Genomic DNA, 26,602 nt, shown 5'->3' with positions numbered 1-26,602 from the left:
CTGATAATCTTGTTGACTATCAGTCTGACTCCACAAGCACCCACACGAATTGCTTGATTCAGTTGTTAAAGAGCGGTTGGTTAAGATCTTTCGTCTCAACCGAGGCGCGAATTCTACAGCAGCCTCTGTTGCTGTCAAGCGGTTATTTTCAGAAGCTTTCAAAGTTTCCTTTGCAACTTCAACCACTTGCGCTTCCGATCTCTCGTTAGCGGGAGGCGAATTCTACAGCGTTACTCGCTGCTGTCAACACCTCTTTTTCTCCGCTTTCGACCGAGAAGATCGAACCGTCAATCAAGCCCTACAACCTTGCCTGATCAACTCCTTCTGGGCTTCGATGACCTGAAGCAACTCGCTGTCGAAAACTGCGTAACTCATTGTTTACCAAGGAGTTTTCCGTTTCGACTGCGCCGGAAGTGGGGCGAATTATAGACTTCTAGAATCTGCCGTCAACCCCTAATTTAGTCTTTCTATCAATAACTTGCAGAAAGCCGGAAAACAGACCGATTCCCTTCTATATAGGAGAGCAAAACCACTCCCTCTATATAGAAGAAGTCGTCAGAGCACCCCCGCCACTTTGAAAGCGGCGACCGCATCGGCGTCCAGACCCAATACACGCTGAAGAACCTCCAGCGTGTGCTCACCCAGTAACGGAGGCGCATTACGATATTCCACCGGCGTCTCCGACAGGCGAATAGGGCTCGCTACCTGCGGCACCATCCCGGCCAGCACATGGGGCAGCTCGATAGCCAACCCACGCGCCTTGACCTGAGGATCGGCAAACATCTGGGCCAAGTCATTGATAGGTCCACATGGCACACCCGCCTGCTCCAGCTGCAGCACCCATTCAGCCGTGGTCTTGAAGACCGTAGCCTGACGGATCAGCGGAATCAACACAGTACGATTCGCAACCCGCAGTTTGTTAGTCGCGAAGCGCGGGTCATCCGCCCACTGAGGCTGCCCAGCCACTTCCGCAAACTTGCGGAACTGCCCGTCATTACCCACGGTGAGGATGAAGTCGCCATCCGCCGTAGGAAAATCCTGATAAGGCACGATGTTCGGATGAGCATTACCCAGGCGCTTGGGCGCATTTCCTGTAGTCAGATAGTTCATCGCCTGGTTGGCCAGGCACGCCACCTGAACATCAAGCAACGCCATATCGATATGCTGACCGCCACCGCCATGATCCCTATGAGCCAGCGCTGCAAGGATCGCCACCGTCGAATAGAGCCCGGTCAGGATGTCTGTCAGCGCCACACCGACTTTCACCGGCCCTGCGCCCTCATCGCCTTCAGGCCGACCTGTCAGGCTCATCAGCCCACCCAAGCCCTGGATCATGAAGTCATAACCCGCACGCTTGGCGTAAGGCCCGGTCTGACCAAACCCGGTAATCGAGCAATAAATCAGATTCGGATTGATGGCCTTAAGCGACTCATAGTCCAGCCCATAGGCCGCCAGGCCACCGACCTTGAAGTTCTCGATCAGGATGTCGGACTTGGCCGCCAGATCACGCACCAGCTTTTGCCCCTCCGGACGCGTGAAGTCGATGGTCACCGATTGCTTGTTGCGATTGGCCGACAAGTAATAGGCAGCCTCGCTGGTGTTCTCGCCATAGGCGTCTTTCAGGAAGGGAGGCCCCCAGGCGCGCGTATCGTCGCCATTGCCCGGGCGCTCGACCTTGATCACTTCGGCGCCAAGGTCCGCAAGGATCTGTCCGGCCCAAGGCCCGGCCAGCACCCGCGATAAATCCAGTACCCGTAGATGCGAAAGCGCGCCCATGGACGTTCTCCTATTAATAGAACGCCTGGATGCCGGTCTGCGCGCGACCGAGGATCAGTGCGTGGACGTCATGCGTACCTTCATAGGTATTCACCACTTCCAGGTTGACCAGGTGGCGAGCAACCCCGAATTCATCGGAAATACCGTTGCCACCCAACATGTCACGCGCCATGCGCGCGATGTCCAGGGACTTGCCGCAGGAGTTGCGCTTCATCATCGAGGTGATCTCGACTGCCGCAGTGCCTTCATCTTTCATACGACCCAGACGCAGGCAGCCTTGCAGCGCGAGGGTAATTTCGGTCTGCATGTCGGCCAGTTTCTTCTGGATCAGCTGAGTAGCCGCCAATGGACGACCGAACTGCTGACGATCCAGGGTGTACTGGCGAGCGGTGTGCCAGCAGAACTCGGCTGCGCCCAGGGCGCCCCAGGAAATGCCGTAGCGTGCGGAGTTGAGGCAAGTAAAAGGGCCTTTCAAACCGCGGACATCAGGGAAAATGTTCTCTTCAGGGACAAACACGTTGTCCATGACTATCTCGCCGGTGATCGATGCACGCAAGCCAACCTTGCCATGAATAGCCGGAGCACTAAGGCCTTTCCAGCCCTTCTCCAGAACGAAACCACGGATGTCGCCCGCATCATCCTTACCCCAGACCACGAAGACATCGGCAATCGGGCTGTTGGTGATCCACATCTTGCTGCCGGTCAGGCTGTAGCCGCCTTCGACTTTGCGTGCACGAGTAATCATCGCACCCGGGTCGGAACCGTGGTTAGGCTCTGTCAGACCGAAGCAACCAATCCACTCGCCCGAGGCCAACTTCGGCAGGTACTTCTGCTTCTGGGCTTCAGTGCCGAACTCATTGATCGGCACCATGACCAGCGAGGACTGCACACTCATCATCGAGCGATAGCCAGAGTCGACACGCTCGACTTCACGAGCGATCAGCCCGTAGCTTACGTAGTTCAGGCCGCTGCCACCGTACTGCTCGGGAATGGTTGCACCCAACAGGCCCACTTCGCCCATCTCGCGGAAGATCGCCGGATCAGTCTTTTCATGACGGAAAGCTTCAAGAACACGCGGTGCAAGCTTCTGCTGAGCGAATTGCTCGGCAGTGTCGCGGATCATGCGTTCTTCTTCGGTGAGCTGTTGATCCAGCAGCAGGGGATCGATCCAGTTGAAGCTAGCTTTACCGCCCATGAGTGTGTCCTCTCGAATCGGGTCAAATAACGTGGACTGATCCTAGGCCGGGTTTGGCGCTACGGCAAACGAGGATTTTGCATACTGTTGTGCTAATTTCTCACTCCGTAACGTCGCGAAATAGCCTATATGCGATGTATTAGTGAGGTTGAAGTACATGCGCCGGAAAATCCCTAGCACCACCGCCCTAATCAGCTTCGAAGCGGCAGCGCGCCACGAAAGCTTTACCAAAGCGGCGCAGGAGCTTTCGCTCACTCAAGGCGCCATTTGCCGACAGATCGCCAGCCTGGAGGAGTTCCTCAGCGTTGAACTGTTCCGACGCTCAAGGCGCGGAGTGAAGCTGACGGAAGCCGGACTTTCCTACAGCCGCCGCGTAGCCACCCAACTCGACGCGGTGGAACGCGACACCTTGTCAGTGATGGGGCAACAAGGCGCCAACGTGATCGAACTGGCCGTCGTGCCGACCTTTGGCACCCAATGGCTGCTGCCAAGGCTAAAAGACTTCCAGCACAAACACCCGGAAGTGACGGTCAACCTCACCAACCGCACACGCCCCTTCCTGTTTGCCGACACCGACTTCGATGCCGCGATTTACTTCGGCGATGCGGACTGGTCGGGTACCGAATCCCACAGACTGATGGGCGAAAATCCGATGCCGGTGTGCAGCCCCACGCTACTGGGCAAAAAAACCAACCTGACTCCCGATCAAATCGCCGAATTGCCCCTGCTGCAACAGACCACGCGCCCTTATGCCTGGCGCCAGTGGTTCAACTCACAGCACCTTAATGTGCCGCGAGACATGACAGGACCGCGCTACGAGCTATTCTCCATGCTTGCCCAAGCGGCGATGCACGACATGGGGATCGCGCTGATTCCGCCATTCCTGATTCAACGCGAACTGGCGGAGAAGCGCCTGGTGATAGCCAACCCCCAAGCACTGTCGAGCATCAAGGCCTATTACCTGATGATTCCAGAGCGAAAGGTCGAATCGGCCTCCTTACGGGCCTTTCGCGATTGGCTGGTCACTCAGGCACAAAGCTACAGCCTAGAAGGATAAAGGCTTACACCCATTAGCTGACCCCGTAGTCAGCAAAACAAAAGCACTACAGATGTACGTATTTGTCGCATATTCGCAGACTGTATCGATAAGCAGTACAAACGTCCCACAAGTGCCTGCCGACGTGGCTTTGAGCCGCTATTCATCAGCAATGACGCCTCATTCACCGTGCCGATGTGTAAATTCTTGAAATTCGGCCAGAATCCTTACAAGGCACGGCCTGCAAGGGATTGAGGCGGCTGGTTGCGACATTCGGTCACGGGGTGACTTGTAGTTAATTTTCCGTCACCCGTCATAATCCCTTGAAGGGCACAAAGTTCGCCTGCAAAATGCCGCGCCCCGCCCAGATTTGGCGGGATCGTGCTGATCGGCCGCCCCAGCCGCACCATCCGAAGTGCCTGGGTTTACTCAATAAGATCACGCAGGAGATTTGACGTGCACATTGGTGTTCCTCTCGAAACCCAGACGGGTGAAACCCGGGTTGCTGCAACCCCGGAAACCATCAAAAAGCTGATCGGCCAGGGTCACAAGGTCACTGTACAAAGCGGCGCCGGCATTAACGCCAGCGTTATCGACAGTGCCTATGAAGCGGCAGGTGCAATTATTGGCAACGCCAACGATGCGTTTGGTGCCGAGCTGATTCTCAAGGTGGTCGCCCCCAGCGACAGCGAACTTACGCTGATCAAGAGCGGCACCGTTGTGGTGGGTATGCTCAACCCGTTCAGCAATGAAACCATTGCGAAGCTGGCTGAGTGCGGCATTACCGCGTTCGCGCTGGAAGCGGCTCCGCGCACCTCCCGAGCCCAAAGCCTGGATGTGCTGTCCTCCCAGGCGAACATCGCCGGCTATAAAGCCGTGTTGCTGGCCGCCCACCACTACCCACGTTTCATGCCAATGCTGATGACGGCTGCGGGCACCGTGAAAGCGGCGCGCGTGCTGATTCTGGGTGCCGGCGTTGCCGGTTTGCAGGCGATCGCCACGGCAAAACGCCTAGGTGCTGTGATCGAAGCGTCTGACGTGCGCCCTGCGGTAAAAGAGCAGATCGAATCCCTCGGCGCCAGGTTCGTCGACGTGCCGTACGAAACCGATGAAGAGCGCGAATGCGCTGTCGGTGTCGGCGGCTACGCCCGTCCAATGCCCGCCAGCTGGATGCAACGTCAGGCCCTGGCCGTGCACGAACGCGCCAAGCAGGCTGACATTGTCATCACCACGGCACTGATCCCGGGCCGCAAGGCACCGACGCTGCTGAGCGCGGAAACCGTGGCGCAGATGAAGCCAGGCTCGGTGGTCATCGACCTCGCGGCAGCTCAGGGCGGCAACTGTCCGCTCACCGTGGCCGACCAAGTCGTGGTCGAGAATGGCGTGACCATTTGCGGCCCGACCAACCTGGCCGGCGCAGTCGCGGCAGACGCTTCGGCCCTGTACGCACGCAACCTGCTGGACTTCCTGAAGCTGGTCTTCAATAAAGAAGGCCAGTTCGAGATCAACCTCGAAGACGACATCGTCGCCGCGTGCCTCATGTGCCGCGACGGCCAAGTCATCCGCAAAAACGCCTAAGCAGGGATTCAGACGATGGAAGAGCTTATCTCCCCCGGTATCTACAACCTGATCATCTTCGTGCTGGCGATTTATGTCGGTTATCACGTGGTCTGGAACGTTACGCCTGCACTGCACACGCCTCTGATGGCGGTTACCAACGCGATCTCGGCGATCGTCATCGTTGGCGCCATGCTCGCCGCAGCTTTGACCGTGACACCATTGGGCAAGACCATGGGCACACTGGCGGTGGCTCTGGCGGCAGTGAACGTGTTTGGTGGCTTCCTGGTGACCCGCAGGATGCTTGAGATGTTCAAGAAAAAAGCCCCGAAAGCCGTAAAAGAAGAGGCGCCGAAGTAATGAGCATGAATCTTGTAACGACGCTCTACTTGATCGCGTCGATCTGCTTTATCCAGGCCCTCAAAGGCTTGTCCCACCCGACAACCTCCCGTCGCGGCAACGTGTACGGCATGCTCGGCATGGCGCTGGCGATCCTCACCACCGTGGGCCTCATCTATAAGCTGGGCGCTGAGCTGGCAACCGCCGGTATCGGTTACGTCATCGTCGGTCTTCTGGTCGGAGGCACTGCCGGTTCGATCATGGCCAAGCGCGTTGAAATGACCAAGATGCCGGAACTGGTCGCCTTCATGCACAGCATGATCGGTATGGCCGCGGTGTTCATCGCGATCGCAGCTGTCGTTGAGCCGCAATCGCTGGGCATTGTTAAACAGCTGGGTGATTCGATTCCTGCCGGTAACCGCCTGGAGCTGTTCCTCGGCGCCGCCATCGGTGCAATCACCTTCTCCGGTTCGGTGATCGCGTTCGGCAAGCTGTCGGGCAAGTACAAGTTCCGCCTGTTCCAGGGCGCACCGGTACAGTTCGGTGGCCAGCACAAGCTGAACCTTGTACTGGGCCTGGCAACACTGGCGCTGGGTATCACCTTTATGCTGACCGGCAACCTCAGTGCCTTCGCACTGATGCTGGCACTGGCCTTCGTGCTGGGTGTGCTGATCATCATCCCGATCGGCGGCGCAGACATGCCGGTGGTTGTCTCGATGCTCAACAGTTACTCCGGCTGGGCAGCCGCAGGTATCGGCTTCTCGCTGAACAACTCGATGCTGATCATCGCCGGGTCGCTGGTGGGTTCGTCCGGTGCGATCCTCTCGTACATCATGTGCAAGGCGATGAACCGCTCCTTCTTTAATGTGCTGCTCGGCGGTTTCGGCAACACGGCGGACGTAGCTGGCCCTGCTGGCTCGAAAGAAGCCCGTCCGGTGAAATCCGGCTCGGCTGACGACGCGACCTTCCTGCTGACCAACGCCGACACCGTGATCATCGTTCCGGGTTATGGCCTGGCGGTGGCACGCGCCCAACACTCACTGATGGAGCTGGCGGAGAAGCTAACTCACCGGGGAGTCAACGTGAAGTTTGCGATCCACCCGGTCGCCGGCCGGATGCCAGGGCACATGAACGTCCTGCTGGCCGAAGCCGAAGTGCCTTACGAGCAGGTGTTCGAGATGGATGACATCAACTCCGAGTTCGGCCAGGCCGACGTGGTGCTGGTGCTCGGCGCCAACGACGTGGTCAACCCGGCGGCGAAGAACGATCCGAAATCGCCGATTGCCGGCATGCCGATCCTCGAGGCTTATAAAGCCAAGACCGTGATCGTCAACAAGCGCTCGATGGCCAGCGGCTATGCCGGTCTGGACAACGAACTGTTCTACCTGGACAAAACCATGATGGTCTTCGGCGACGCCAAGAAAGTTATCGAAGACATGGTCAAAGCCATCGAGTAAAACCTGCTCCAAAGCAATACCCAAAACCTCAGCCTTTAGTAGGCTGGGGTTTTTTTATTCCCCGTGAAACCCGACCAAAGGCTCTAAATCAGGGCTCTGCATTCGACCATGGTAGCGGGACGGATTTTTTTCAAATCACTAGACTGCACTCCTTGCTTCCGTTACCCGAGATAACCATCCATGTACCGTGATCGTATTCGCTTGCCTTCGTTGTTGGATAAAGTGATGAGCGCCGCTGACGCTGCCGCTCTGATTCAGGACGGCATGACTGTCGGCATGAGCGGTTTCACTCGCGCTGGCGAAGCCAAAGCCGTGCCCCACGCATTGGCCGAACGCGCCAAAATCACCCCGCTGAAAATCACTTTGATGACCGGCGCCAGCCTGGGCAACGACCTCGACAAACAGCTCACCGAAGCCGGCGTACTGTCACGGCGCATGCCATTCCAGGTCGACAGCACCCTGCGCAAGGCCATTAACGCCGGCGAGGTGATGTTCATTGACCAGCATCTCTCGGAAACCGTAGAGCAACTGCGTAACCAGCAGCTCAAGCTGCCGGACATCGCCGTGATTGAGGCCGTGGCGATCACCGAGCAGGGCCACATCGTGCCGACCACCTCGGTTGGCAACTCGGCCAGCTTTGCCATTTTCGCCAAACACGTGATCGTCGAGATCAACCTGGCGCACAACCCGAACCTCGAGGGCTTGCACGACATCTATATCCCGACTTACCGCCCGACCCGCACGCCGATTCCGCTGGTCAAGGTCGACGATCGCATTGGCAGCACTGCCATCCCGATTCCGCCGGAAAAGATTGTGGCGATCGTTGTCACCAATCAGTCCGACTCGCCATCCACTGTGCTGCCGCCGGACGTCGACACCCAGGCAATCGCGGATCACCTGATCGACTTTTTCAAGCAAGAGGTGGACGCAGGGCGCATGACCAACAAGCTTGGCCCGTTGCAGGCCGGGATTGGCAACATCGCCAACTCGGTGATGTGCGGGCTGATCGACTCGCCGTTCGAAGACCTGACGATGTACTCCGAAGTGCTTCAGGATTCGACCTTCGACCTGATCGATGCCGGCAAGCTGAGCTTTGCTTCGGGCAGTTCGATCACCTTGTCGAGCCGTCGCAATACCGATGTTTTCGGCAACCTTGAGCGCTACAAAGACAAACTGGTGCTGCGCCCGCAAGAAATTTCCAACCACCCGGAAGTGGTGCGCCGGCTCGGCATCATCGGTATCAACACGGCGCTTGAGTTCGACTTGTACGGCAACGTCAACTCCACCCACATCTGCGGCACGCGGATGATGAACGGCATCGGCGGCTCGGGCGACTTTGCGCGCAATGCGCACCTGGCAATCTTCGTCACCAAATCGATCGCCAAGGGCGGCGCGATTTCCAGCGTGGTGCCCATGGTCAGCCACGTCGACCATACCGAGCATGACGTCGACATCCTTGTGACGGAGATTGGTCTGGCGGACTTGCGGGGTCTGGCGCCGCGTGAGCGGGCCCGGGTGATTATCGATAACTGTGTGCACCCGGATTATCGCCAGGCACTGGATGACTACTTTACGGCGGCTTGCGCATTGGGCGGACACACCCCGCACATCCTGCGCAAAGCCCTGAGCTGGCACATGAACCTGGAAGAAACCGGGCGAATGCTGGCGGTCTGATCCAGGGGAAAAAACAGCTGACGCAAACACAATTGCGTCAGCTGGCCGTTGCCACATTCCATTCTGTAAAAAACTGTACTGCTGTACCGGTCTTTTCCTACAGCAATTGCTTACCAACCCAAGCCAAAACACCAATATCGCACCACGTTAGTGCGGACAGGTACAGTTGCCTCAATTTCGACCAGTACACCCCCTATTAACAGTTAACTGGTCCCTCACAATACAGGTGAACTGTATCTACAGAGACTAGCCAAACGAGAGGATCATTGGCATCAGTTAAACCACTACCTAATCCCGCCACAAGCGGAAGGATGTCAACCATGGAACGTACACTCAGTTCCGAACTGTTCTTCGAAGATACCGCTGCAAAAACCCAGGCTTCCATGCCTCTTCGCGTTATTGCCAACCTGATGCTGTGGCAGCGCCGCATCTCCAGCCGCCATCAATTGGCTCGCCTGGATTCGCGTCTGCTGGCTGATGCCGGGATTAGCGAAGCACAACGCTACGAAGAGCTGAGCAAGCCGTTCTGGCGCTAACTTAGCGTCGCTGGCTCTGACCCACCGGGTCCACCGCCAGCACTCCAAATTGAAAAAACAAAGCCCGTCGTGGGAAACCACGACGGGCTTTGTCGTTTTCGGCCTTCGTCAGTGCCGGTACAAAAGGAATAGCCGGCGACAGGTACAGTTCTTACAAATTGATGATTGCATCAGTACAATTTCATGGCGGTGTATCTGTATGTCCAGAAGTGAAGGGCTCAATATGGAAGTCCTGACTCGCCGGCAAAAGGATTGCGCCATGAATAACCTGCTGAATGCTTCTGCTCCCGCCCCCCAAATGAAGCCTCGACTCAACAGGCTTAAACGTTTGCTGAGGGTACTCGCCGCCAACCTTGAGAGAGCTCGAACCCGGCGTTTGCTGGGCCAACTCAATGATCAGCAACTCTCAGACCTGGGCATTAGCCACGCAGATCGGGTCAATGAATTGGATAAACCGTTCTGGCGCTAGGGTCCTGCTTTAACACAAGGGACTGTTCGAACCGATAAAAGCAGGCCTAATATCAAACCAGAACGTGGCGAGCGCTGTACGACAGGCGTCTGACTCAACAGCTACCTCATCACCTTTCAATCGGTTATCCAAAGGAGTTACACCATGTCCCGTCTTCGTCCGCTCAGCGCTGCAGCCCTGCTTGCCGTGGCTGCCAATTCCCATGCGACCAGCTTTATCGTAACCACGGACGCCGTTGTCGGCGCTCTGAAGTCCAGTTCCGATGCAACCTCCGATGTCACTTCTTCCTTTCGCGATGACAAGATCGTGCGCGCAGCCCGTGACGATGCCGCCAGCTTCGTCGCCAGCGAAGGCGCCATTCGTGGCGTGAAACTGGAAAGCGCACTTGACCACATTCGCCACCAGGCTCCTCAGATGAACGCCACCGATGCACAGCTGGCACAGGCCATCCTGACGATCTAAGCAACAGGTCTCACATGGGACACGACGGTCGTGTCCCAATGTTTCGGCACTGGCTCTAAACCGGGCATTGCGCTAGCCTTTGGACTCGCTTTCAGCAATCGAGTCTCATGCGTTTTCTTTCAAAACGGTTTTTCACTTCGGTAATTCTCGCGGCCTGCTGGTCGGGCTCGACCTATGCCTACGACGCGTTCAACCTGTCGACACAAGGCATTGTGGTCACCGGTTACGCTACGAGCATGGTGACCGCCGCCCCCTTCGACCGTAAGCTGCTGATTGCAGCACACGATGACGCTGCGGCGTTCATCGCCAGTGACGCCCAACTACGCGGGGCACAACTGGAATCCGCGCTGATTTACCTGCGCCGGACCCAGCCAAAACTTCATGCAAGCGACCTTGAACTGGCGCAGGCAATTCTCGTCCAATAGTTATCCTTTGTCCTTGCGGAGTCGTTCCATGCGTAGCCCTCTGATTGCTGTTGCCCTTGGCCTGCTTTTATTGGCCGATGTGACCCAGGCGCACACCCTGGTCGCCACCAGTAACATCATCATCAATGCCACCCAGCGCACCCTTGATTTCACGTCCGATACCACCACGTCGATCCGCGATTCGAAGATCATCCGTGAAGCCCACGACGATGCCGCCAGTTTCGTTGCCAGCGATGGCGACATACGCGGCGCGCACCTTGAAGCGGCCATCAACACGTTGCGCACCCGTGTGCCGGAAGCCCGGGATGCCAGTGATCAGGTGCTCGCCGAAGCCATCCTCGCACTGTGAAGTCGCCAAGTGCCTGGCTGCTGGCCGGGCTGATGTTGCTACTCTGCAACACGGCCCAGGCTGACCTGGAATTACGGCTCAAGACCGAGGGTCTGAGCCCCGAGCAACAGCAAGCCAGTCAGGCGTTGCTCGATGAAGCCATGCAAGCCTTGCCGCCACGCTTCATCGAGCGGCTGGATCGGCGCATTGATGTCGGCTGGACCGACGACATGCCGAGCAATGCCTATGGCCAGGCTTCACTGGTGTCCGAACTCGATTTGAACCGCAACCTGCTTGCCAGCCTCACGGACGGCAGCGCCGCGACAAAGAAGACCTATCGCCCCCACGGCACCGTCCGCCGCGAAATGCTCGCAACGGTGTTGCATGAACTCACCCACATTTACGACCGTTCGCGTCTGTGGCCAGACGCGGAGCGCACGCTGATCCAGCGCTGTACCCGGCGCAACAGCAGTTCAGGCCTGATCGGCATCCCGGATGAATGCCGTGGTCAATCCGACCGCCGCTTTACCCTTAGCGATGACCCGCGCCTGCTCGACCTGGCCGGCTGGCCGCAATACGTCGGTCGCCGTGGCGAGCGCGAACAGCACAACCGGCAAATCGCCCGCAGCCCGGACATCTACGAAACGAGCAGCCCCAAAGAGTTCGTCGCGGTCAACATGGAGTATTTCCTCCTCGACCCAAGCTATGCCTGCCGTCGTCCTGCGCTGTATCGCTACTACAAAGAACATTTCGGCTGGGCTCCCGCCGCCAAAGACGCTTGCGGCAAGTCCTTTGCCTTCCTCAATGCCGGCAACGACTTCGCCAAACAGCCACTGGGTCAGGTCGATCCGGAACGGGTGTACGCCGTCGACTATCTGCTGGCCGAAGCCAACCAGAACTGGGTCAGCCGCTGGGGGCACAGCATGTTGCGCCTGGTGATCTGCGCGCCGGGTCGGCCACGGGGACCGGACTGTCGACTCGATCTCGACCAGCATCTGGTCTTGTCCTACCGCGCCTTTGTCGGTGACGTGCAGCTCTCTAGCTGGGATGGACTGGTGGGTAAATACCCATCGCGGCTGTTTGTACTGCCGTTGGCCCAGGTGATCGACGAATACACCAAGACTGAACTGCGCAGCCTGGCTTCGGTGCCGCTGAACCTGTCGCGCAGCGAGATTGAAGACGTCGTGGAACACGCCGCCGAGATGCATTGGAGTTACGACGGCAATTATTATTTCCTCTCCAACAATTGCGCAGTGGAAGGCCTGAAGTTACTGCGCAGCGGCAGCAACAACGCGAAACTGGTCGGGCTCGACAGCATCATGCCCAACGGTTTGCTGGAAGTGATGAAGGGCCGCGGACTTGCGAATACCAGCGTGTTGGATGACCCACGCGAAGCGCTGCGCCTGGGCTATCGCTTCGACTCCTTTCGTGATCGTTATCAAGCGATGTTCGAAGTGCTGAAGAAGCACTTGCCGATCAAGCAGGAAAAAGTCGAAGACTGGCTGGCATTAAAAGCGGAAGAACGTCGGCAATGGTTTGAGCAAGCTGACTTGCGCACCAGTGCCGCATTGCTGTTGCTGGAGCAGGCAAGCTTCCGTCAACAGTTGGTGCTGGCCCAGGATGAAGTGAAACAGCGTTATCTGGGCGCTCGGGAATTGAAGAACGGCGGCATGGACAAGGCGAACGCGACCTTGCAGCAGATCCTCGCCAACAGCGGCTTCCTCAGCCGTCCGGCGGAGCTGCTCGGTACCGGAGGATATGGATTGCCCCAACCGAATGAATGGCAACGTCTGGAATCGGAAAGTAACCTGCGACAGAAGCAGCTTCAGGTGCTGACCGGCGATCTGGACAAGGAAGTCAGGGCACTGCTCGAACCGAGCCGGGCGGCCGAGATGGCCGCCAATGAAGCCAACCTGAAGCAAGTTGGCGAACATTTGCGCAAATTGCATAAAGCAGCGGGCGGATTGGAATTGCCATAAACAAGAAGGCTTCGTGGATGATCCAAGAAGCCTTCTTTTTGCCTGCACGTTAGATCAAAGCACGCCTTCCAGTATTTCATAGACGATCCCGGTGCCCACGGCGATCAGCACAATGTCGCCCCCCGCACGGCGCCATTCGTAGCCCGGGTAATACGGCAGTCGTCCCAAGGCTCGATTGTCCAGACGCTCACCGTAATAGCCGTGAGGCAACGGACGGCCACGGACCAGATGAATGCCGGGAGGAGGTGGTGCACCGCGCACGAAATAGCCGTGGTTATCGTGGATAGTCTGGCGCACCGGGTCGAAGTCGCGTGGCGGAGGGCCGCCGCGATGGTTGTCCTGCGGGCCTCGGTGGTCATCACCATGGTTATCGTAATGACCCTGCTGCGGGCCGCCGTGGTCGTGATCGTCGCGCTGATCGGCGCTCGCGTGCAGCAGCGGGGTGGCACTGAGCATCAGTACACCCAGGCTGGCAATCAGACGTTTCGGCATTTTCATCAGGTCTTCCTCACTGCACATACAGCAAAAAGGGCTTCAGAACGTAGTTCTGAAGCCCTCGGTCTTGCTGTTTAGTCTGTGCCGCGAGGCTCTAATTCCTCTGTATCAGGAACTTTACCTTCAGCTGACGCGCGCCTTACGCACGCCTTCAGCCAACGCCGAGCAAAGGCTCAGCACGCCATCAACCGCCTGGTCCGGCGTGGTGGCATTGGCGATGTGATCGATCAACGCCGAACCCACCACGACACCATCGGCCAGACGCGCGATGGAAGCCGCTTGCTCCGGTGTACGAATACCGAAACCGATGCTGATCGGCAGATCGGTGTGGCGACGCAGGCGGGCAACGGCCTCTTCAACGTGCTCCAGGGTCGCCGCGCCCGCACCGGTCACACCGGCAACAGACACGTAGTAGACGAAGCCGGAGCTGCCATTCAGAACGGTTGGCAGACGCACATCATCGGTCGTCGGCGTGGTCAGGCGGATGAAGTCCAGGCCCGCTAACTGAGCTGGGTCGCACAGTTCGCCGTTATGCTCCGGTGGCAGGTCGACGACGATCAAACCATCAACACCTGCTTCGACGGCGTCGGCAATGAAACGCGGCACGCCGTACATGTGAATCGGGTTGAAGTAACCCATCAGCACCAGCGGCGTCTCGGAATTGCCTTCACGGAACTCGCGAACCATTTGCAGGGTTTTCGCCAGGTTCTGCTTGGCGCCCAAGGCGCGGATGTTCGCCAACTGGATCGCCGGGCCGTCGGCCATCGGGTCGGTGAAGGGCATGCCCAGCTCGATCACATCGGCGCCAGCACCGGGCAAGCCTTTGAGGATCGCCAGGGAAGTGTCATAGCTCGGGTCGCCGGCGGTGACGAAAGTCACCAGGGCGGCGCGATTCTGTTCCTTGAGTTCGGCAAAACGCGTTTGCAGGCGGCTCATCAGTGTTTCTCCTGCTTTGATTGTTCCATGTGGTGCATCACGGTCTGCATGTCTTTGTCGCCACGGCCGGACAGGTTGACCACCATCAGGTGATCTTTCGGCAGGTTCGGTGCGCGTTTGAACACTTCGGCCAGCGCGTGGGCGCTTTCCAGTGCAGGAATAATCCCTTCCAGACGGCAGCATTTGTGGAACGCATCAAGGGCTTCGTCGTCGGTCACCGAGGTGTACTGAACGCGGCCGATGTCATGCAACCAGGCGTGTTCAGGGCCGATGCCTGGATAGTCGAGGCCGGCGGAAATCGAGTGAGCGTCGATGATCTGGCCATCGTCGTCCTGCAACAGGAAGGTACGGTTGCCGTGCAGTACGCCCGGCACACCGCCGTTCAGACTGGCGGCGTGCTTGCCGGTTTCAATGCCGTAACCGGCGGCTTCCACACCAATGATTTCGACGCTTTTGTCATCGAGGAACGGGTGGAACAGGCCCATGGCGTTGGAGCCACCACCGATGCACGCTACCAGGCTGTCCGGCAGGCGACCTTCCTGGGCTTGCAGTTGATCGCGGGTTTCCTTGCCGATAACGGCCTGGAAGTCGCGAACCATGGCTGGGTACGGGTGCGGACCGGCGACAGTGCCGATCAGATAGAAAGTGCTGTCGACGTTGGTCACCCAGTCACGCAGTGCTTCGTTCATCGCATCTTTCAAGGTGCCGGTCCCGGCCACGACCGGGATCACTTCGGCGCCCAGCAACTTCATGCGAAATACGTTGGCCTGCTGACGCTCGATGTCAGTGGTGCCCATGTAGATCACGCAATCCAGGCCGAAACGCGCTGCCACGGTAGCCGTTGCTACACCGTGCATGCCGGCGCCGGTCTCGGCGATGATGCGTTTCTTGCCCATGCGCCGCGCCAGCAAAATCTGGCCGATGCAGTTGTTGATCTTGTGCGCGCCGGTGTGGTTCAGCTCTTCGCGCTTCAGATAAATCTTCGCGCCGCCGCAAAATTCAGTCAGGCGTTCAGCGAAATACAGTGGGCTTGGACGTCCGACATAGTCGCGCTGGAAGTAGGCCAATTCTTCTTTGAACGCCGGATCTTCCTTGGCCAATTCGTATTCACGGGCCAGGTCGAGGATCAACGGCATCAGGGTTTCGGCGACGTAACGGCCGCCGAACGAGCCAAACAGGCCGTTGGCGTCGGGGCCGTTGCGCAGATTAGTCTGGGTCATGGGTCGCTCCAGTGGGATTCGTGAGATGACAATGACGGTCACTCTACCTCTGACGCCCCAGACTGAAAACCGATAAGATCGCCATAACCTGTCAGGAAAACTCACAGATCCCATGAGCCACGACCTTCCCCCCCTGAACGCTCTTCGCGCCTTCGAAGCCACGGCACGGCTGAACAGCGTCAGTCAGGCCGCCGAACAGCTGCACGTCACCCATGGCGCGGTCAGCCGGCAACTCAAGGTGCTTGAAGAGCACTTGGGCGTGAGCCTGTTCATCAAGGATGGACGCGGCCTGAAACTCACAGATGCCGGCGTCCGATTGCGCGATGCCAGCGCTGAAGCCTTTGATCGTCTGCGCACGGTTTGCGCGGAGCTGACCCAAAGCACCGCCGACGCACCGTTCGTCCTGGGTTGCTCGGGAAGTTTGCTGGCGCGCTGGTTTATTCCACGCCTGGGACGATTGAATGCGGACCTGCCGGACCTGCGCCTGCACCTGTCGGCCGGGGAAGGCGATCTCGATCCGCGTCGACCGGGGCTCGACGCCTTGCTGGTGTTCGCCGAGCCGCCCTGGCCGGCGGACATGCAAGTCTATGAGTTGGCCAGCGAACGAATCGGCCCGGTGATGAGCCCACGCTTCGCGGGTTATGAAAGGCTGCAAGGTGCGCCGGCCACAGCGCTATTGAATGAGCCATTGCTGCACACCACCTCGCGCCCACAAGCCTGGCCGAGCTGGGCACAGCAAAGTGGCCTCGACGCCAAGGCGTTGAAGTACGGTCAGGGTTTCGAGCATTTGTATTATTTGCTGGAGGCAGCAGTGGCGGGCTTGGGGGTAGCGATTGCACCTGAGCCGTTGGTGGCCGAGGACTTGAAGGCCGGTCGCCTGGTTGCGCCCTGGGGATTCAGTGAAACCCCGGCGCAACTGGCGTTGTGGCTACCCAAGCGCGCCGCGGACGGGCGCGCTCGGCAGTTGGCGCAGTGGCTCAAGGCTGAGCTGCACCAGACAGATTAGTCGCCGCGCTTGAACAGCAAGTACGCCGCGAGCAGACCCAGTGCACCCACAGCGACACCGGCTGTAGTCCAAGGGTGTTCCTGGGCGTAGTCCCGAGTGGCAATCCCGGTTTCGCGGGTTTTGACTTTGACTTCTTCATACGCATCGCTGAGCAGATGGCGCGAATGCTTCAGCGCGTTCTCGGCGTTGCCTTTCAGCGCTTTAAGGGTTTTACGCGACTCGTCCGAGGCGTCGTCCTTCAGGTTTTCCAAAGATTTCAGCAGACTCTCGATCTCGGCTTCCATGCTTTGCAATGAGGCTTTACGTAAAGAGGTGTTGGCCATGGTGGCTCTCCTTCATTGGTGATGAGTAGCGTGTGTTGGTTGGGACTTCAGGGGTTCGAGAAAGTGCAGTAAATCTGAACTTCTGCATCGCATGAGCCGACAGAAGTAATACGAAAAATCACTGCTAGGCTGTATTTCACACCCTGAGGAGAACGCCATGACTGATCATCACACCTACAAAAAAGTCGAACTGGTTGGCTCATCCACCAGCAGCATTGAAGATGCAATCAACAACGCATTGGCCGAAGCCAATAAAAGCATCAAGCATCTGGAATGGTTTGAAGTGACCGAAACCCGCGGGCACATCAAGGACGGCAAGGCTGCCCACTTTCAGGTGACGCTCAAAGTCGGGTTCCGGATTGCCAGCAGCTAAGTTTGAGCCAGTGTTCTGAACTTGCGCACTGGCCGCGTGCCATAGGGAATGGCAAAGCGCTATATGAGTACGTCCGGCTGAGGGCTGGATGCTCCCTTTGATCCGACCAGGGAATGCGACCGATGAAGCATTTTATTTTAGCGGTAGGTTTGTTGAGCCTTGCCGGAACAGCGTTTGCTGAGGGCAAGTCGTGCGAAGAGCTGAAAGCGGAAATCGCGGCGAAACTTGATGCCAAGGGTGTTTCCAATTATTCACTGGAAATCGTCGATAAAGGCGCTGAGGCCGGCGGTAAAGTCGTCGGCACCTGTGAAATGGGCAAAAAGGTCATCGTCTACACGAAGTAGGCTGACTCCTGCGCAAATCAAAAAGCCGACGCACTGCGTCGGCTTTTTTATGAGCGTCGTCCGAGCCTCAGCCCTTCATGACCTGCGCCAGCAGTGCATAGGAGTGCACGCGATCGGCATGTTCGTACAGGTCGCAGGTGAAAATCAGCTCGTCCGCTTGAGTCTGCTCGACCAGCACCTCAAGTTTGGCACGGATTTTCTGCGGACTGCCCACCATCGCAAGACCGAGGAAATCACCCACGGCCTCTTTCTCGTGCGGCAGCCACAGGCCATCCATGGTTTTCACGGGCGGACGTTGCACCAGGCTTTGGCCGCGCATCAACGCCAGGATGCGCTGATAGACCGACGTCGCCAGGTAATCCGCTTGTTCGTCAGTATCAGCGGCCACCAGCGGCACGCCGAGCATCACGTAGGGCTTATCCAACACCGCTGAAGGCTTGAAGTGATTGCGGTAGACGCGAATCGCCTCATGCATGAAGCGCGGTGCGAAATGGGAAGCGAAGGCGTAGGGCAAACCGCGCTCACCGGCAAGTTGAGCACTGAACAGGCTAGAGCCCAGCAGCCAGACCGGGACATTGGTGCCGGTGCCCGGCATGGCGATGATCCGCTGGTCCGGCGTGCGTGGGCCGAGGTAACGCATCAGCTCGGCGACGTCTTCCGGAAACTCGTCGGCGCTGCCGGAACGTTCGCGGCGCAAGGCGCGGGCAGTCATTTGGTCAGAGCCAGGCGCGCGGCCCAGACCCAGATCGATCCGCCCTGGATACAGACTTTCCAGGGTGCCGAATTGCTCCGCGATCACCAGCGGCGCGTGGTTGGGCAGCATCACACCGCCAGAGCCGACACGAATGGTCGAAGTGCCACCGGCCAGGTAGCCGAGCAGTACCGAGGTGGCCGAACTGGCGATGCCGTCCATGTTGTGGTGTTCGGCGACCCAGAAGCGGTTATAGCCGAATTTTTCGACGTGCTGCGCCAGGTCCAGGGAGTTGCGCAGCGACTGGGCCGCGCTGCCGTTCTCTCGCACGGGCACCAGATCAAGGGTCGAGAACTTGATATCGGACAGTCGTTTCATAAGCCTGCTTCTCCAATTGAGGGCGCAGGTTTTTCTCGCGAACGAAAACCTGCCGAATCTATAAGCGTGCTTCATGCAATGAGGGCATATACCCGAGTTTCAATAGCCAGGGCAAAAAAACCTAGGAAAACGGTAGGACTAATGAGATCAGGTGAACTTTGCACCACCGTCTATCCTCAGAACCCTAGCAACCGAAAACCACGAAGGTGCGACGTTTCGCGCCGGATCTTGAGGAGGCAGACATGGCTATTACGAAGAAAGCATCGGCTCATTGGGAAGGTGACCTGAAAACCGGTATCGGCTCGATCTCCACTGAAACCGGTGTACTCAGAGAAGCGCCCTACGGCTTCAAGGCACGTTTCGAAGGTGGTAAGGGCACCAATCCGGAAGAGTTGATCGGCGCGGCCCATGCGGGCTGTTTCTCCATGGCGTTTTCGATGATCCTGGGCGATGCCGGGCTCAAGGCTGACAGCATCGATACCAACGCTGAAGTCACGCTGGACCAGGTCGACGGTGGTTTTACGATCACGGCAGTGAAGCTGATCCTCAAGGCGAAAATCCCCGGGGCCACTCAGGCGCAATTCGAGGAGCTGAGCAACAAGGCCAAAGAAGGCTGCCCTGTGTCCAAAGTGCTGAATGCGAAGATCAGTCTGGATGCGACGTTGGTCAGCTGATAATAGGCGCTGAATGCACTGACGCCTTCGCGAGCAAGCTCGCTCCCACATTTTGAAATGCATTCCAAATGTGGGGAGCGGTCCTGTTCGCGAAGGCGATCTTGTAAGCGACTCAATACCTACGGCAAAAACATGCGCTTTGTGAGCGAAGTCAGAACTCGCTTCGCAAAACTGTGGTCGAATAAATGACAGCAGCCGAAACGCAATACCCTGCGCGCTGCCTCAATGGAGCTTCAACCATGAAACGTTTTGCCTTGGCGATTATCTGTTGCGCGCTGGCCACTTCGGCCCTGGCGGCACCGAAATCCTGTGAAGAACTCAAGGCCGAGATCGAGGCCAAGATCCAGGCCAACAACGTCTCGTCCTACACCCTGGAAATCGTCACCAATGACGAAGTACACGATCAGAACATGGTCGTCGGCAGCTGCGAGAGCGGCACCAAGAAAATCATTTACCAGAAGAATGACCGCTGATCGCCTCAGATGAGGCAATAGGACTCCCGATCTTCAGCGACGATCTCCCGCTTGGCGTTGTACAACCGGGCGCCAGGGGTGAACGCGATCGAACGGCCCTCCAGCACATAACGCTGGCCGGCTTCGAAATGATCGTAGTTGATGGTCAGGTAGCACAGCCGTTCCGCAGGAGAGCTCATCATTCCCCCGCCACCGGGCACTTCAAAGTCAAATCTGACGACCAGCTCATGGCTGCCGGGCGTCACCTGGAAAAAACGCCCGTCGCGCAATCGCTGTTTATCCAGTCGCTCCGCCATAAGCAATTTATCGTTGGGAAATGGCGTCGAGAACTCGATCCAGGCCATCTGCGGATTAACCGCCGGCAACGGGCTCTGGCAGCCTGCAACAACACTTGCAGCGAGCAACAGCATCAACCTGCGCATGATGAATGTCCCAAATGATGGTCATCCAGCATAACGCTGATCAGCTGCGTTGGCAGCCCGCCGGTGTACCCTGGCCAATCACTTTTCGTTGCTGATCATAGAGCTTTGCCCACGGCCGGAAACCGATATTCCCCGCTTGCAGCTGATACCGCTCACCGGCGTTGAAGTCGTTGAATTTCACATTCAACTGGCAGTCACGCCATAAAGGTTGCGCGTCGGGGCCAATGTTAGTGGGCTGGACCGGAAACTGGTAACGAACCGTCAGTTCATGACTGCCCGGATGAACCTCGAAATAGCGCTTGTCGGTGGAGATCTTGTCATCGACTTCCAGCGCTTGCAGCGCGGTGTCTTCTTGCTGTGATTCCAGGTCGATCCACGCTTGAGCCGGATCATGGTGAGGTAATCCAAATCCAGCACAGCCGGTCAGCATCAACAAGCCTCCCGTTAGCATCAACTTGCGCATGGCGGAGCTCCAGTCAGGCGGGATAGTCTTGCGGGCAGACTTTCCAGGGATGATTTTATTTTGATCAGGCCGCTTCCAAGCCTTGGGTTACTTGATCGCGTTTTGCGCGTTTTGTTTCCGGGTGTGTTGCTTTTATTGCTCAGCGGCTGCGCGGGCGTCAGCTATTACAGCCAATTGGCCAGTGGTCAGTTGCAACTGCTGCGAGCCAGGGAGCCGGTGGCCGAGGTGCTTGCCGATCCGTCTCGCGATCCTATGCTGCGTGCGCATCTGACCCACTCACAAAAGGCCCGGACATTCGCCAGCCAGCAACTGCATCTGCCGGATAACCAGAGCTACCGCCTGTACGCCGACATTGGCCGACCGTTCGTGGTCTGGAACGTCTTTGCCACGCCGGAATTCTCCCTGACTCCGCAAAATCATTGTTTCCCCATCGCTGGTTGCGTTGCCTATCGCGGTTACTACAGCCAGAGCGCTGCCCGCGGCGAGGCTGCCTTGCAGCGTTTGCAAGGTATGGACGTGTCGATCGGCGGCGTCGAGGCCTATTCGACGCTCGGCTGGTTCAACGATCCGATTATCAGTTCCATGATGGGTTGGGGCGACGAGCGGCTGGCGACATTGATCTTTCACGAGCTCGCTCATCAGCGCTTCTATGTAAAAGACGACACCGAGTTCAACGAGTCTTTCGCCACCTTCGTCGAGCAGGAAGGCACCCGGCAATGGCGCGCATCGCGGGGCTTGGCACCTGACAACGGTGCACAGGCGCAGCAACGGGACCAGTTCATTCAGTTGGTGCTGGACACTCGCGCACGGCTTGAAAAGCTCTACGCCCTACCAATACCCGCCGACCAGATGCGCCAACGCAAAGCGGCGGAGTTTGAACAGCTGCGCCATGAGTATCGACAACTGCGCGACAGCCGATGGGCCGGGGACAAACGCTACGACGCGTGGATCAATGCACCGATGAACAATGCTCGGTTGTTGCCGTTTGGGTTGTATGACCAATGGGTGCCGGCATTTGCGGCGTTATTCAGCCAGGTGGGTGGGGATTGGGTGAAGTTTTTTGAGGCGGTCGAGCAGCTTGGTGCGTTGCCGGTTGGGGAGCGCAAGACAGCTCTGAAGGCTTTGGCGGGATCATAAAAATTCGGCGGCTGAGAGGGCCTCTTCGCGGGCAAGCCTCGCTCCTACAGGAGCCAGGTGAGGCTACATAAATCCTGTAGGAGCGAGGCTTGCCCGCGAAGGCGTCTTCAAACTTCACAACCAAATCGCATCCCACAGCGGATAGTCCCCCACCTTCTCGACCAGGCCCGCTCGCAACGGATTGGCGACGATGTAGCGAGCAACCGCCTGTAGATCCTCTTCCTTACGAATGGCGCGATCGTGATAGCCATGTTGCCAAACCGGACCTTGGCGTCCTGCCAAGCGATTAAGCGTCACTGCGATGCGTGATTTGGTTCGAGCCATCAACTTGGGTAACTGAGTATTATGCAACTCGATCAGCCAATGGAAATGATCGGGCATGACGACCCAGGCCAGTGACGTCGCAAACCCTTCTCGCTCGGCAGTTCTCAGGGCGTCTACTACCAATCGCCCACTCTTGAAGTCGCGGAATAACGGTTCCCGATTCAAAACCACGGCGGTCAGCAGGCAGATCTGACCCGACTCTGAATATCGTCCAGTGCGTAATCGATGTGCATGTTTTAACTCTGGCAAAGATGATCCTCCTTGATCGTGGCCTCAGCTTTTGAGGCTAGGACGATTAGAAGGAACTTGAGTGATAACTGTTACTCAGGATGTGTCTGGGCGGACGCCTTCGCGGGCAAGCCTCGCTCCTACAGGGACGGTGTCGCTGTCATGTGAGCCATTGTAGGAGCGAGGCTTGCCCGCGAAGGCGTACTGATCAGCGCCGCAAAAACGCTTGATGCATCTCTTCAAGCGTTTCGAAGTGATAGGCCGGCGCTTCTGCGCTCAATTCTTCCCGGCTGCCAAAACCGTAACCAACGGCCGCCGCATCCAGCCCATTGCTGCGCGCGCCGATCAGGTCGTGCTTTCGGTCGCCGATCATCAGGGTGTTGGCCGGGTCCAGGCCTTCTTCAGCCATCAGGTGGGCAATCAACTCGACTTTGTTGGTACGCGTCCCGTCCAGTTCGCTGCCGTAAATCACCTTGAAGTGCTTGGCGAAGTCGAAGTGCCGGGCGATTTCCCGGGCGAAAATCCATGGTTTGGAGGTTGCGATGTACAACTGCCGCCCTTGCCCGCTGAGGGTTTCCAGCAGCGGTGTGACGCCGTCGAACACACGATTCTCGTACAGGCCGGTGACCTTGAAGCGTTCGCGGTAGAAGTTCACCGCTTCCCAGGCCTTGGGCTCGTCGAAGTCGTAGAACTGCATGAACGCTTGCAACAACGGCGGGCCGATGAAGTGTTCGAGCCTGGTCAGGTCGGGTTCATCAATGCCCAGTTTGCTCAGGGCGAACTGGATCGAACGGGTGATGCCCTCGCGTGGGTCGGTCAGGGTGCCATCGAGATCAAACAAAACGGTTGGGTAATGCATGTTGAATCCTGAATAAAGGCGCAGGGTCAGAGCTGGTCGTAGCCTTCAGCCAAGTGCAAATTCTTGAGCTTCACGTAGTTCGCAGCGCTGTAGGTGAAAAAGGCGTTTTCCTTGTCCGTCAGCGGGCGGATCTGCTTCACCGGGCTGCCGACATATAGGAAGCCGCTTTCCAGATGCTTGCCCGGCGGCACCAGGCTGCCGGCACCCACAATCACATCGTCCTCAATCACTGCGCCATCCATGACGATGCTGCCCATGCCGATCAGAATCCGGTTGCCGACGCTGCAGCCATGCAACATGACCTTATGGGCAATGGTCACATCGTCCCCGATCAAGCAGGGAAAACCATCGGGATTGAACGGCCCGGCGTGGGTGATGTGCAGCACACAGCCATCCTGAACACTGGTGCGCGCCCCGATTCGGATGCGGTGCATGTCGCCACGAATCACCGTCAGCGGCCAGACGGAGCTGTCTTCGCCGATTTCGACGTCGCCGATCACCACTGCCGAACCGTCGACAAAAGCGCCTTTACCCAGCAGTGGCGTGTGGTTCTGATACTTGCGAAGGGTCACGATAGGGTTTCTCTCTGTTGCCGATAGCTGCGGTGAGCGTCGATTGTAATTAAGATGGCCGCATGTTTCTTCCAGCCAAGGTGCCAACCGTGAGCGTGAACAACCCTCTTTTGCAGTCCTACGACCTGCCGCCGTTCTCGGCGATCCGTGCCGAACACGTGCAACCGGCCATTGAACAGATCCTGGCTGACAACCGTGCCGCCATTATCGAGATCCTCAAGACCCAGGGCAAACAACCGACCTGGGCCGGCCTGGTGCTGGCGATGGACGAACTGAACGACCGTCTGGGCGCGGCCTGGAGCCCGGTCAGCCACCTGAATGCCGTGTGCAACAGCGCTGAATTGCGCGAAGCCTACGAGTCCTGCCTGCCAGCGTTGAGCGCCTACTCCACCGAGCTGGGCCAGAACCGCGAGTTGTTCGAAGCCTTCGAAGCCTTGGCCAACAGCCCGCAAGCCGCCGGTTTCGACGTGGCGCAAAAAACTATCCTGGAACACGCCCTGCGTGACTTCCGTCTGTCGGGTATCGACTTGCCGGAAGCAGAGCAGAAGCGCTACGCCGAAGTGCAAAGCAAATTGTCGGAGCTGGGCAGCCGCTTCTCCAACCAACTGCTCGACGCGACGCAAGCCTGGGCCAAGCACGTGACCGACGAAACCATCCTCGCCGGCCTCACCGACTCGGCCAAGGCGCAAATGGCCGCGGCTGCCCAGGCCAAAGACCTGGACGGTTTCCTGATCACCCTGGAATTCCCAAGCTATTACGCGGTAATGACCTACGCCCAGGACCGCGCCCTGCGCGAAGAAGTCTACGCCGCCTATTGCACCCGTGCGTCGGACCAAGGCCCAAACGCCGGTCAGAACGATAACGGCCCGGTCATGGAAGAAATCCTCGACCTGCGCCAGGAGCTTGCAAAACTGTTGGGCTTCGCCAGTTTCTCGGAACTGAGCCTGGCCACCAAAATGGCCGAATCCAGCGATCAGGTACTGAGTTTCCTGCGCGACCTGGCCAAACGCAGCAAACCGTTCGCCGCTCAGGACCTGGAGCAGCTCAAAGCCTACGCCGCCGAGCAAGGCTGCCCGGACCTGCAAAGCTGGGACAGCGGTTTCTACGGCGAAAAGCTTCGCGAACAACGTTACAGCGTTGCCCAGGAAGCGCTGCGCGCTTACTTCCCGATCGACAAAGTGCTGGGCGGCCTGTTCGCGATCGTTCAGCGTCTGTATGGCATCGAGATCGCCGAGCTGAAAGGCTTCGACGCCTGGCACCCGGATGTTCGCCTGTTCGAAATCAAGGAAAACGGCCAGCACGTCGGCCGCTTTTTCTTCGATCTCTATGCCCGCGCCAACAAGCGTGGCGGTGCCTGGATGGACGGCGCCCGTGACCGTCGCCGCACGATCAGCGGCGTGCTGCAAAGCCCGGTGGCCAATCTGGTGTGCAACTTCACCCCGGCCGACAGCGGCAAACCCGCCCTGCTGACCCACGATGAAGTCACCACCCTGTTCCACGAATTCGGTCATGGCCTGCATCACTTGCTGACCCGTGTTGAACACGCTGGCGTGTCCGGCATCAACGGCGTGGCCTGGGATGCGGTCGAGCTGCCAAGTCAGTTCATGGAGAACTGGTGCTGGGAGCCGGAAGGCCTGGCGCTGATCTCCGGTCACTACGAAACCGGCGAGCCGCTGCCTCAGGATCTGCTGGAAAAAATGCTCGCGGCGAAGAACTTCCAGTCCGGCCTGATGATGGTGCGTCAGCTGGAGTTCTCGTTGTTCGACTTCGAACTCCACGCCACCCACGGCGACGGCCGCAGCGTGCTGCAACTGCTCGAAGGCGTGCGTGACGAGGTGTCGGTGATGCGTCCACCGGCCTACAACCGCTTCCCGAACAGCTTCGCCCACATCTTCGCCGGCGGTTACGCGGCGGGTTACTACAGCTACAAGTGGGCTGAAGTGCTGTCGGCCGATGCCTTCTCGAAGTTCGAAGAAGACGGCGTACTGAATGCCGAAACAGGTCGTGCGTTCCGCGAAGCGATCCTGGCGCGTGGCGGTTCTCAGGAGCCAATGGTGCTGTTCGTCGACTTCCGTGGCCGTGCGCCATCGATTGACGCACTCTTGCGCCATAGCGGCCTGAGTGAGGACGCGGCAGCATGAGTGAGGGACCTGTGATCACCAAGAAACGCTTTATCGCCGGGGCGGTCTGTCCGGCATGCAGCGAGCCGGACAAGTTGATGATGTGGAACGAAGACGAGGTCCCGCATCGCGAATGCGTGGCCTGCGGTTATTCGGACACGCTCAATGAACAAGGTCTGTCGGTGCCCAAGGAATTGGGCACACGGGTCAATACTTCGGCGCTGAAAGTACCGGACGCAAAGGTTCAGGCCGTGCAGTTCTTCCCGAACCCGAAGCTGAAGAAAAAGCCTGACCAGCAACATTGAGTCAACGCTACCTTCCACCCTTTGAC

31 protein-coding genes are annotated in these 26,602 nt (G+C 58.2%); 19 read left to right on the top strand and 12 right to left on the bottom strand.

Annotated features, from left to right (window positions below; genetic code table 11):
- Positions 1–555 precede the first annotated feature (555 nt).
- Both ACYZTY_RS29245 and ACYZTY_RS29240 read right to left on the bottom strand, forming a co-directional pair.
- The gene (locus ACYZTY_RS29245; protein ID WP_461956516.1) at positions 556–1,776 is read right to left on the bottom strand and encodes a CaiB/BaiF CoA transferase family protein; all 1,221 of its coding nucleotides are present in this window, start codon (positions 1,774–1,776) and stop codon (positions 556–558) included.
- A gap of 13 nt (positions 1,777–1,789) precedes the next feature.
- Positions 1,790–2,971, bottom strand: a complete 1,182-nt coding sequence (locus ACYZTY_RS29240) for an acyl-CoA dehydrogenase (protein ID WP_010465741.1) — start codon at positions 2,969–2,971, stop codon at positions 1,790–1,792.
- 157 nt (positions 2,972–3,128) lie between these two features.
- On the opposite strand from ACYZTY_RS29240, the gene ACYZTY_RS29235 reads away from it, so the two are divergent.
- From ACYZTY_RS29235 to ACYZTY_RS29185, 11 genes are all read left to right on the top strand, one after another.
- Complete coding sequence (locus ACYZTY_RS29235) at positions 3,129–4,028, top strand: LysR family transcriptional regulator (RefSeq protein WP_461956515.1); 900 nt, start codon at positions 3,129–3,131, stop codon at positions 4,026–4,028.
- Between the two features lie 435 nt (positions 4,029–4,463).
- Positions 4,464–5,585: a Re/Si-specific NAD(P)(+) transhydrogenase subunit alpha gene (locus ACYZTY_RS29230; protein ID WP_461956514.1), complete on the top strand. Its 1,122-nt coding sequence runs from the start codon at positions 4,464–4,466 to the stop codon at positions 5,583–5,585.
- Positions 5,586–5,600: 15 nt separating this feature from the next.
- Entirely contained in the window at positions 5,601–5,924 is a 324-nt protein-coding gene (locus tag ACYZTY_RS29225) for an NAD(P) transhydrogenase subunit alpha part 2 (RefSeq protein ID WP_003187010.1), read from the top strand.
- Positions 5,924–7,360 carry an NAD(P)(+) transhydrogenase (Re/Si-specific) subunit beta gene (locus ACYZTY_RS29220; protein ID WP_461956513.1) on the top strand — a complete coding sequence of 479 codons (1,437 nt, stop codon included), beginning with the start codon at positions 5,924–5,926 and terminating at the stop codon, positions 7,358–7,360. The genes ACYZTY_RS29225 and ACYZTY_RS29220 overlap by 1 nt, the downstream gene beginning before the upstream one ends.
- Before the next feature lie 180 nt (positions 7,361–7,540).
- Entirely contained in the window at positions 7,541–9,034 is a 1,494-nt protein-coding gene (locus tag ACYZTY_RS29215) for an acetyl-CoA hydrolase/transferase family protein (RefSeq protein ID WP_461956512.1), read from the top strand.
- 383 nt (positions 9,035–9,417) lie between these two features.
- Complete coding sequence (locus ACYZTY_RS29210; RefSeq protein ID WP_370694728.1) at positions 9,418–9,570, top strand: DUF1127 domain-containing protein; 153 nt, start codon at positions 9,418–9,420, stop codon at positions 9,568–9,570.
- Between the two features lie 259 nt (positions 9,571–9,829).
- Positions 9,830–10,039, top strand: a complete 210-nt coding sequence (locus ACYZTY_RS29205; RefSeq protein ID WP_461956511.1) for a DUF1127 domain-containing protein — start codon at positions 9,830–9,832, stop codon at positions 10,037–10,039.
- 144 nt (positions 10,040–10,183) lie between these two features.
- Positions 10,184–10,501 carry a DUF2388 domain-containing protein gene (locus ACYZTY_RS29200; RefSeq protein WP_461956510.1) on the top strand — a complete coding sequence of 106 codons (318 nt, stop codon included), beginning with the start codon at positions 10,184–10,186 and terminating at the stop codon, positions 10,499–10,501.
- 107 nt (positions 10,502–10,608) lie between these two features.
- Positions 10,609–10,926 carry a DUF2388 domain-containing protein gene (locus tag ACYZTY_RS29195; protein WP_461956509.1) on the top strand — a complete coding sequence of 106 codons (318 nt, stop codon included), beginning with the start codon at positions 10,609–10,611 and terminating at the stop codon, positions 10,924–10,926.
- A 28-nt stretch (positions 10,927–10,954) separates the two neighbouring features.
- Positions 10,955–11,275 (top strand): DUF2388 domain-containing protein, encoded by a 321-nt coding sequence (locus ACYZTY_RS29190; protein WP_094469762.1) that lies wholly within the window; start codon positions 10,955–10,957, stop codon positions 11,273–11,275.
- Positions 11,272–13,233 carry a DUF7844 domain-containing protein gene (locus ACYZTY_RS29185; protein ID WP_461956508.1) on the top strand — a complete coding sequence of 654 codons (1,962 nt, stop codon included), beginning with the start codon at positions 11,272–11,274 and terminating at the stop codon, positions 13,231–13,233. Before ACYZTY_RS29190 ends, ACYZTY_RS29185 begins: the two co-directional genes overlap by 4 nt.
- A 54-nt stretch (positions 13,234–13,287) precedes the next feature.
- Here ACYZTY_RS29185 and ACYZTY_RS29180 read toward each other — a convergent pair whose 3' ends face one another.
- The 3 genes from ACYZTY_RS29180 to trpB all read right to left on the bottom strand — a co-directional run bounded on the left by ACYZTY_RS29180 (position 13,288) and on the right by trpB (position 15,884).
- A complete protein-coding gene (locus ACYZTY_RS29180) occupies positions 13,288–13,731 on the bottom strand; it encodes an anti-virulence regulator CigR family protein (RefSeq protein ID WP_461956507.1) in 444 nt (147 codons plus the stop codon).
- A 120-nt stretch (positions 13,732–13,851) separates the two neighbouring features.
- Complete coding sequence (trpA, locus tag ACYZTY_RS29175) at positions 13,852–14,664, bottom strand: tryptophan synthase subunit alpha (RefSeq protein WP_461956506.1); 813 nt, start codon at positions 14,662–14,664, stop codon at positions 13,852–13,854.
- Positions 14,664–15,884, bottom strand: a complete 1,221-nt coding sequence (gene trpB, locus ACYZTY_RS29170; RefSeq protein WP_461956505.1) for a tryptophan synthase subunit beta — start codon at positions 15,882–15,884, stop codon at positions 14,664–14,666. The genes trpA and trpB overlap by 1 nt, the downstream gene beginning before the upstream one ends.
- Positions 15,885–15,996: 112 nt before the next feature.
- Here trpB and ACYZTY_RS29165 point away from each other — a divergent pair, with 112 nt between their 5' ends.
- Positions 15,997–16,890 (top strand): LysR family transcriptional regulator, encoded by an 894-nt coding sequence (locus tag ACYZTY_RS29165; RefSeq protein WP_461956504.1) that lies wholly within the window; start codon positions 15,997–15,999, stop codon positions 16,888–16,890.
- On the opposite strand, the gene ACYZTY_RS29160 is transcribed toward ACYZTY_RS29165, so the two are convergent.
- Positions 16,887–17,213, bottom strand: a complete 327-nt coding sequence (locus ACYZTY_RS29160) for an ElaB/YgaM/YqjD family protein (protein ID WP_010465712.1) — start codon at positions 17,211–17,213, stop codon at positions 16,887–16,889. The genes ACYZTY_RS29165 and ACYZTY_RS29160 overlap by 4 nt on opposite strands.
- Before the next feature lie 157 nt (positions 17,214–17,370).
- On the opposite strand from ACYZTY_RS29160, the gene ACYZTY_RS29155 reads away from it, so the two are divergent.
- Entirely contained in the window at positions 17,371–17,586 is a 216-nt protein-coding gene (locus tag ACYZTY_RS29155) for a dodecin (protein ID WP_010465710.1), read from the top strand.
- Positions 17,587–17,708: 122 nt separating this feature from the next.
- Positions 17,709–17,930: a DUF1161 domain-containing protein gene (locus ACYZTY_RS29150; protein WP_461956503.1), complete on the top strand. Its 222-nt coding sequence runs from the start codon at positions 17,709–17,711 to the stop codon at positions 17,928–17,930.
- A gap of 67 nt (positions 17,931–17,997) precedes the next feature.
- Here the strand turns inward: ACYZTY_RS29150 and ACYZTY_RS29145 are convergent, their stop codons facing one another.
- Complete coding sequence (locus ACYZTY_RS29145; RefSeq protein WP_461956502.1) at positions 17,998–18,999, bottom strand: LLM class flavin-dependent oxidoreductase; 1,002 nt, start codon at positions 18,997–18,999, stop codon at positions 17,998–18,000.
- Positions 19,000–19,241: 242 nt separating this feature from the next.
- On the opposite strand from ACYZTY_RS29145, the gene ACYZTY_RS29140 reads away from it, so the two are divergent.
- The gene (locus ACYZTY_RS29140) at positions 19,242–19,673 is read left to right on the top strand and encodes an OsmC family protein (protein ID WP_461956501.1); all 432 of its coding nucleotides are present in this window, start codon (positions 19,242–19,244) and stop codon (positions 19,671–19,673) included.
- Between the two features lie 239 nt (positions 19,674–19,912).
- Complete coding sequence (locus ACYZTY_RS29135; protein ID WP_461956500.1) at positions 19,913–20,146, top strand: DUF1161 domain-containing protein; 234 nt, start codon at positions 19,913–19,915, stop codon at positions 20,144–20,146.
- A gap of 5 nt (positions 20,147–20,151) precedes the next feature.
- Here the strand turns inward: ACYZTY_RS29135 and ACYZTY_RS29130 are convergent, their stop codons facing one another.
- Complete coding sequence (locus tag ACYZTY_RS29130; RefSeq protein ID WP_461956499.1) at positions 20,152–20,568, bottom strand: PA0061/PA0062 family lipoprotein; 417 nt, start codon at positions 20,566–20,568, stop codon at positions 20,152–20,154.
- A 40-nt stretch (positions 20,569–20,608) separates the two neighbouring features.
- The gene (locus ACYZTY_RS29125; RefSeq protein WP_461956498.1) at positions 20,609–21,031 is read right to left on the bottom strand and encodes a PA0061/PA0062 family lipoprotein; all 423 of its coding nucleotides are present in this window, start codon (positions 21,029–21,031) and stop codon (positions 20,609–20,611) included.
- Between the two features lie 60 nt (positions 21,032–21,091).
- On the opposite strand from ACYZTY_RS29125, the gene ACYZTY_RS29120 reads away from it, so the two are divergent.
- Positions 21,092–22,168: an aminopeptidase gene (locus tag ACYZTY_RS29120; protein ID WP_461956497.1), complete on the top strand. Its 1,077-nt coding sequence runs from the start codon at positions 21,092–21,094 to the stop codon at positions 22,166–22,168.
- Positions 22,169–22,282: 114 nt separating this feature from the next.
- Here ACYZTY_RS29120 and ACYZTY_RS29115 read toward each other — a convergent pair whose 3' ends face one another.
- The 3 genes from ACYZTY_RS29115 to ACYZTY_RS29105 form a co-directional block, all read right to left on the bottom strand.
- Positions 22,283–22,741: an REP-associated tyrosine transposase gene (locus ACYZTY_RS29115; RefSeq protein ID WP_461956496.1), complete on the bottom strand. Its 459-nt coding sequence runs from the start codon at positions 22,739–22,741 to the stop codon at positions 22,283–22,285.
- A gap of 187 nt (positions 22,742–22,928) precedes the next feature.
- A complete protein-coding gene (locus ACYZTY_RS29110) occupies positions 22,929–23,579 on the bottom strand; it encodes an HAD family hydrolase (protein WP_461956495.1) in 651 nt (216 codons plus the stop codon).
- 26 nt (positions 23,580–23,605) lie between these two features.
- Positions 23,606–24,151 carry a gamma carbonic anhydrase family protein gene (locus ACYZTY_RS29105; protein ID WP_461956494.1) on the bottom strand — a complete coding sequence of 182 codons (546 nt, stop codon included), beginning with the start codon at positions 24,149–24,151 and terminating at the stop codon, positions 23,606–23,608.
- Between the two features lie 62 nt (positions 24,152–24,213).
- On the opposite strand from ACYZTY_RS29105, the gene prlC reads away from it, so the two are divergent.
- Positions 24,214–26,292, top strand: a complete 2,079-nt coding sequence (prlC, locus tag ACYZTY_RS29100; protein ID WP_461956493.1) for an oligopeptidase A — start codon at positions 24,214–24,216, stop codon at positions 26,290–26,292.
- Complete coding sequence (locus ACYZTY_RS29095) at positions 26,289–26,576, top strand: YheV family putative zinc ribbon protein (RefSeq protein WP_461956492.1); 288 nt, start codon at positions 26,289–26,291, stop codon at positions 26,574–26,576. Before prlC ends, ACYZTY_RS29095 begins: the two co-directional genes overlap by 4 nt.
- Positions 26,577–26,602: the final 26 nt, after the last annotated feature.

It is taken from the genome of Pseudomonas sp. LB1P83 (assembly GCF_054897885.1).
Note: the sequence above shows the minus strand (reverse complement) of the source record. Positions and strands in the feature narration are given on the sequence as shown.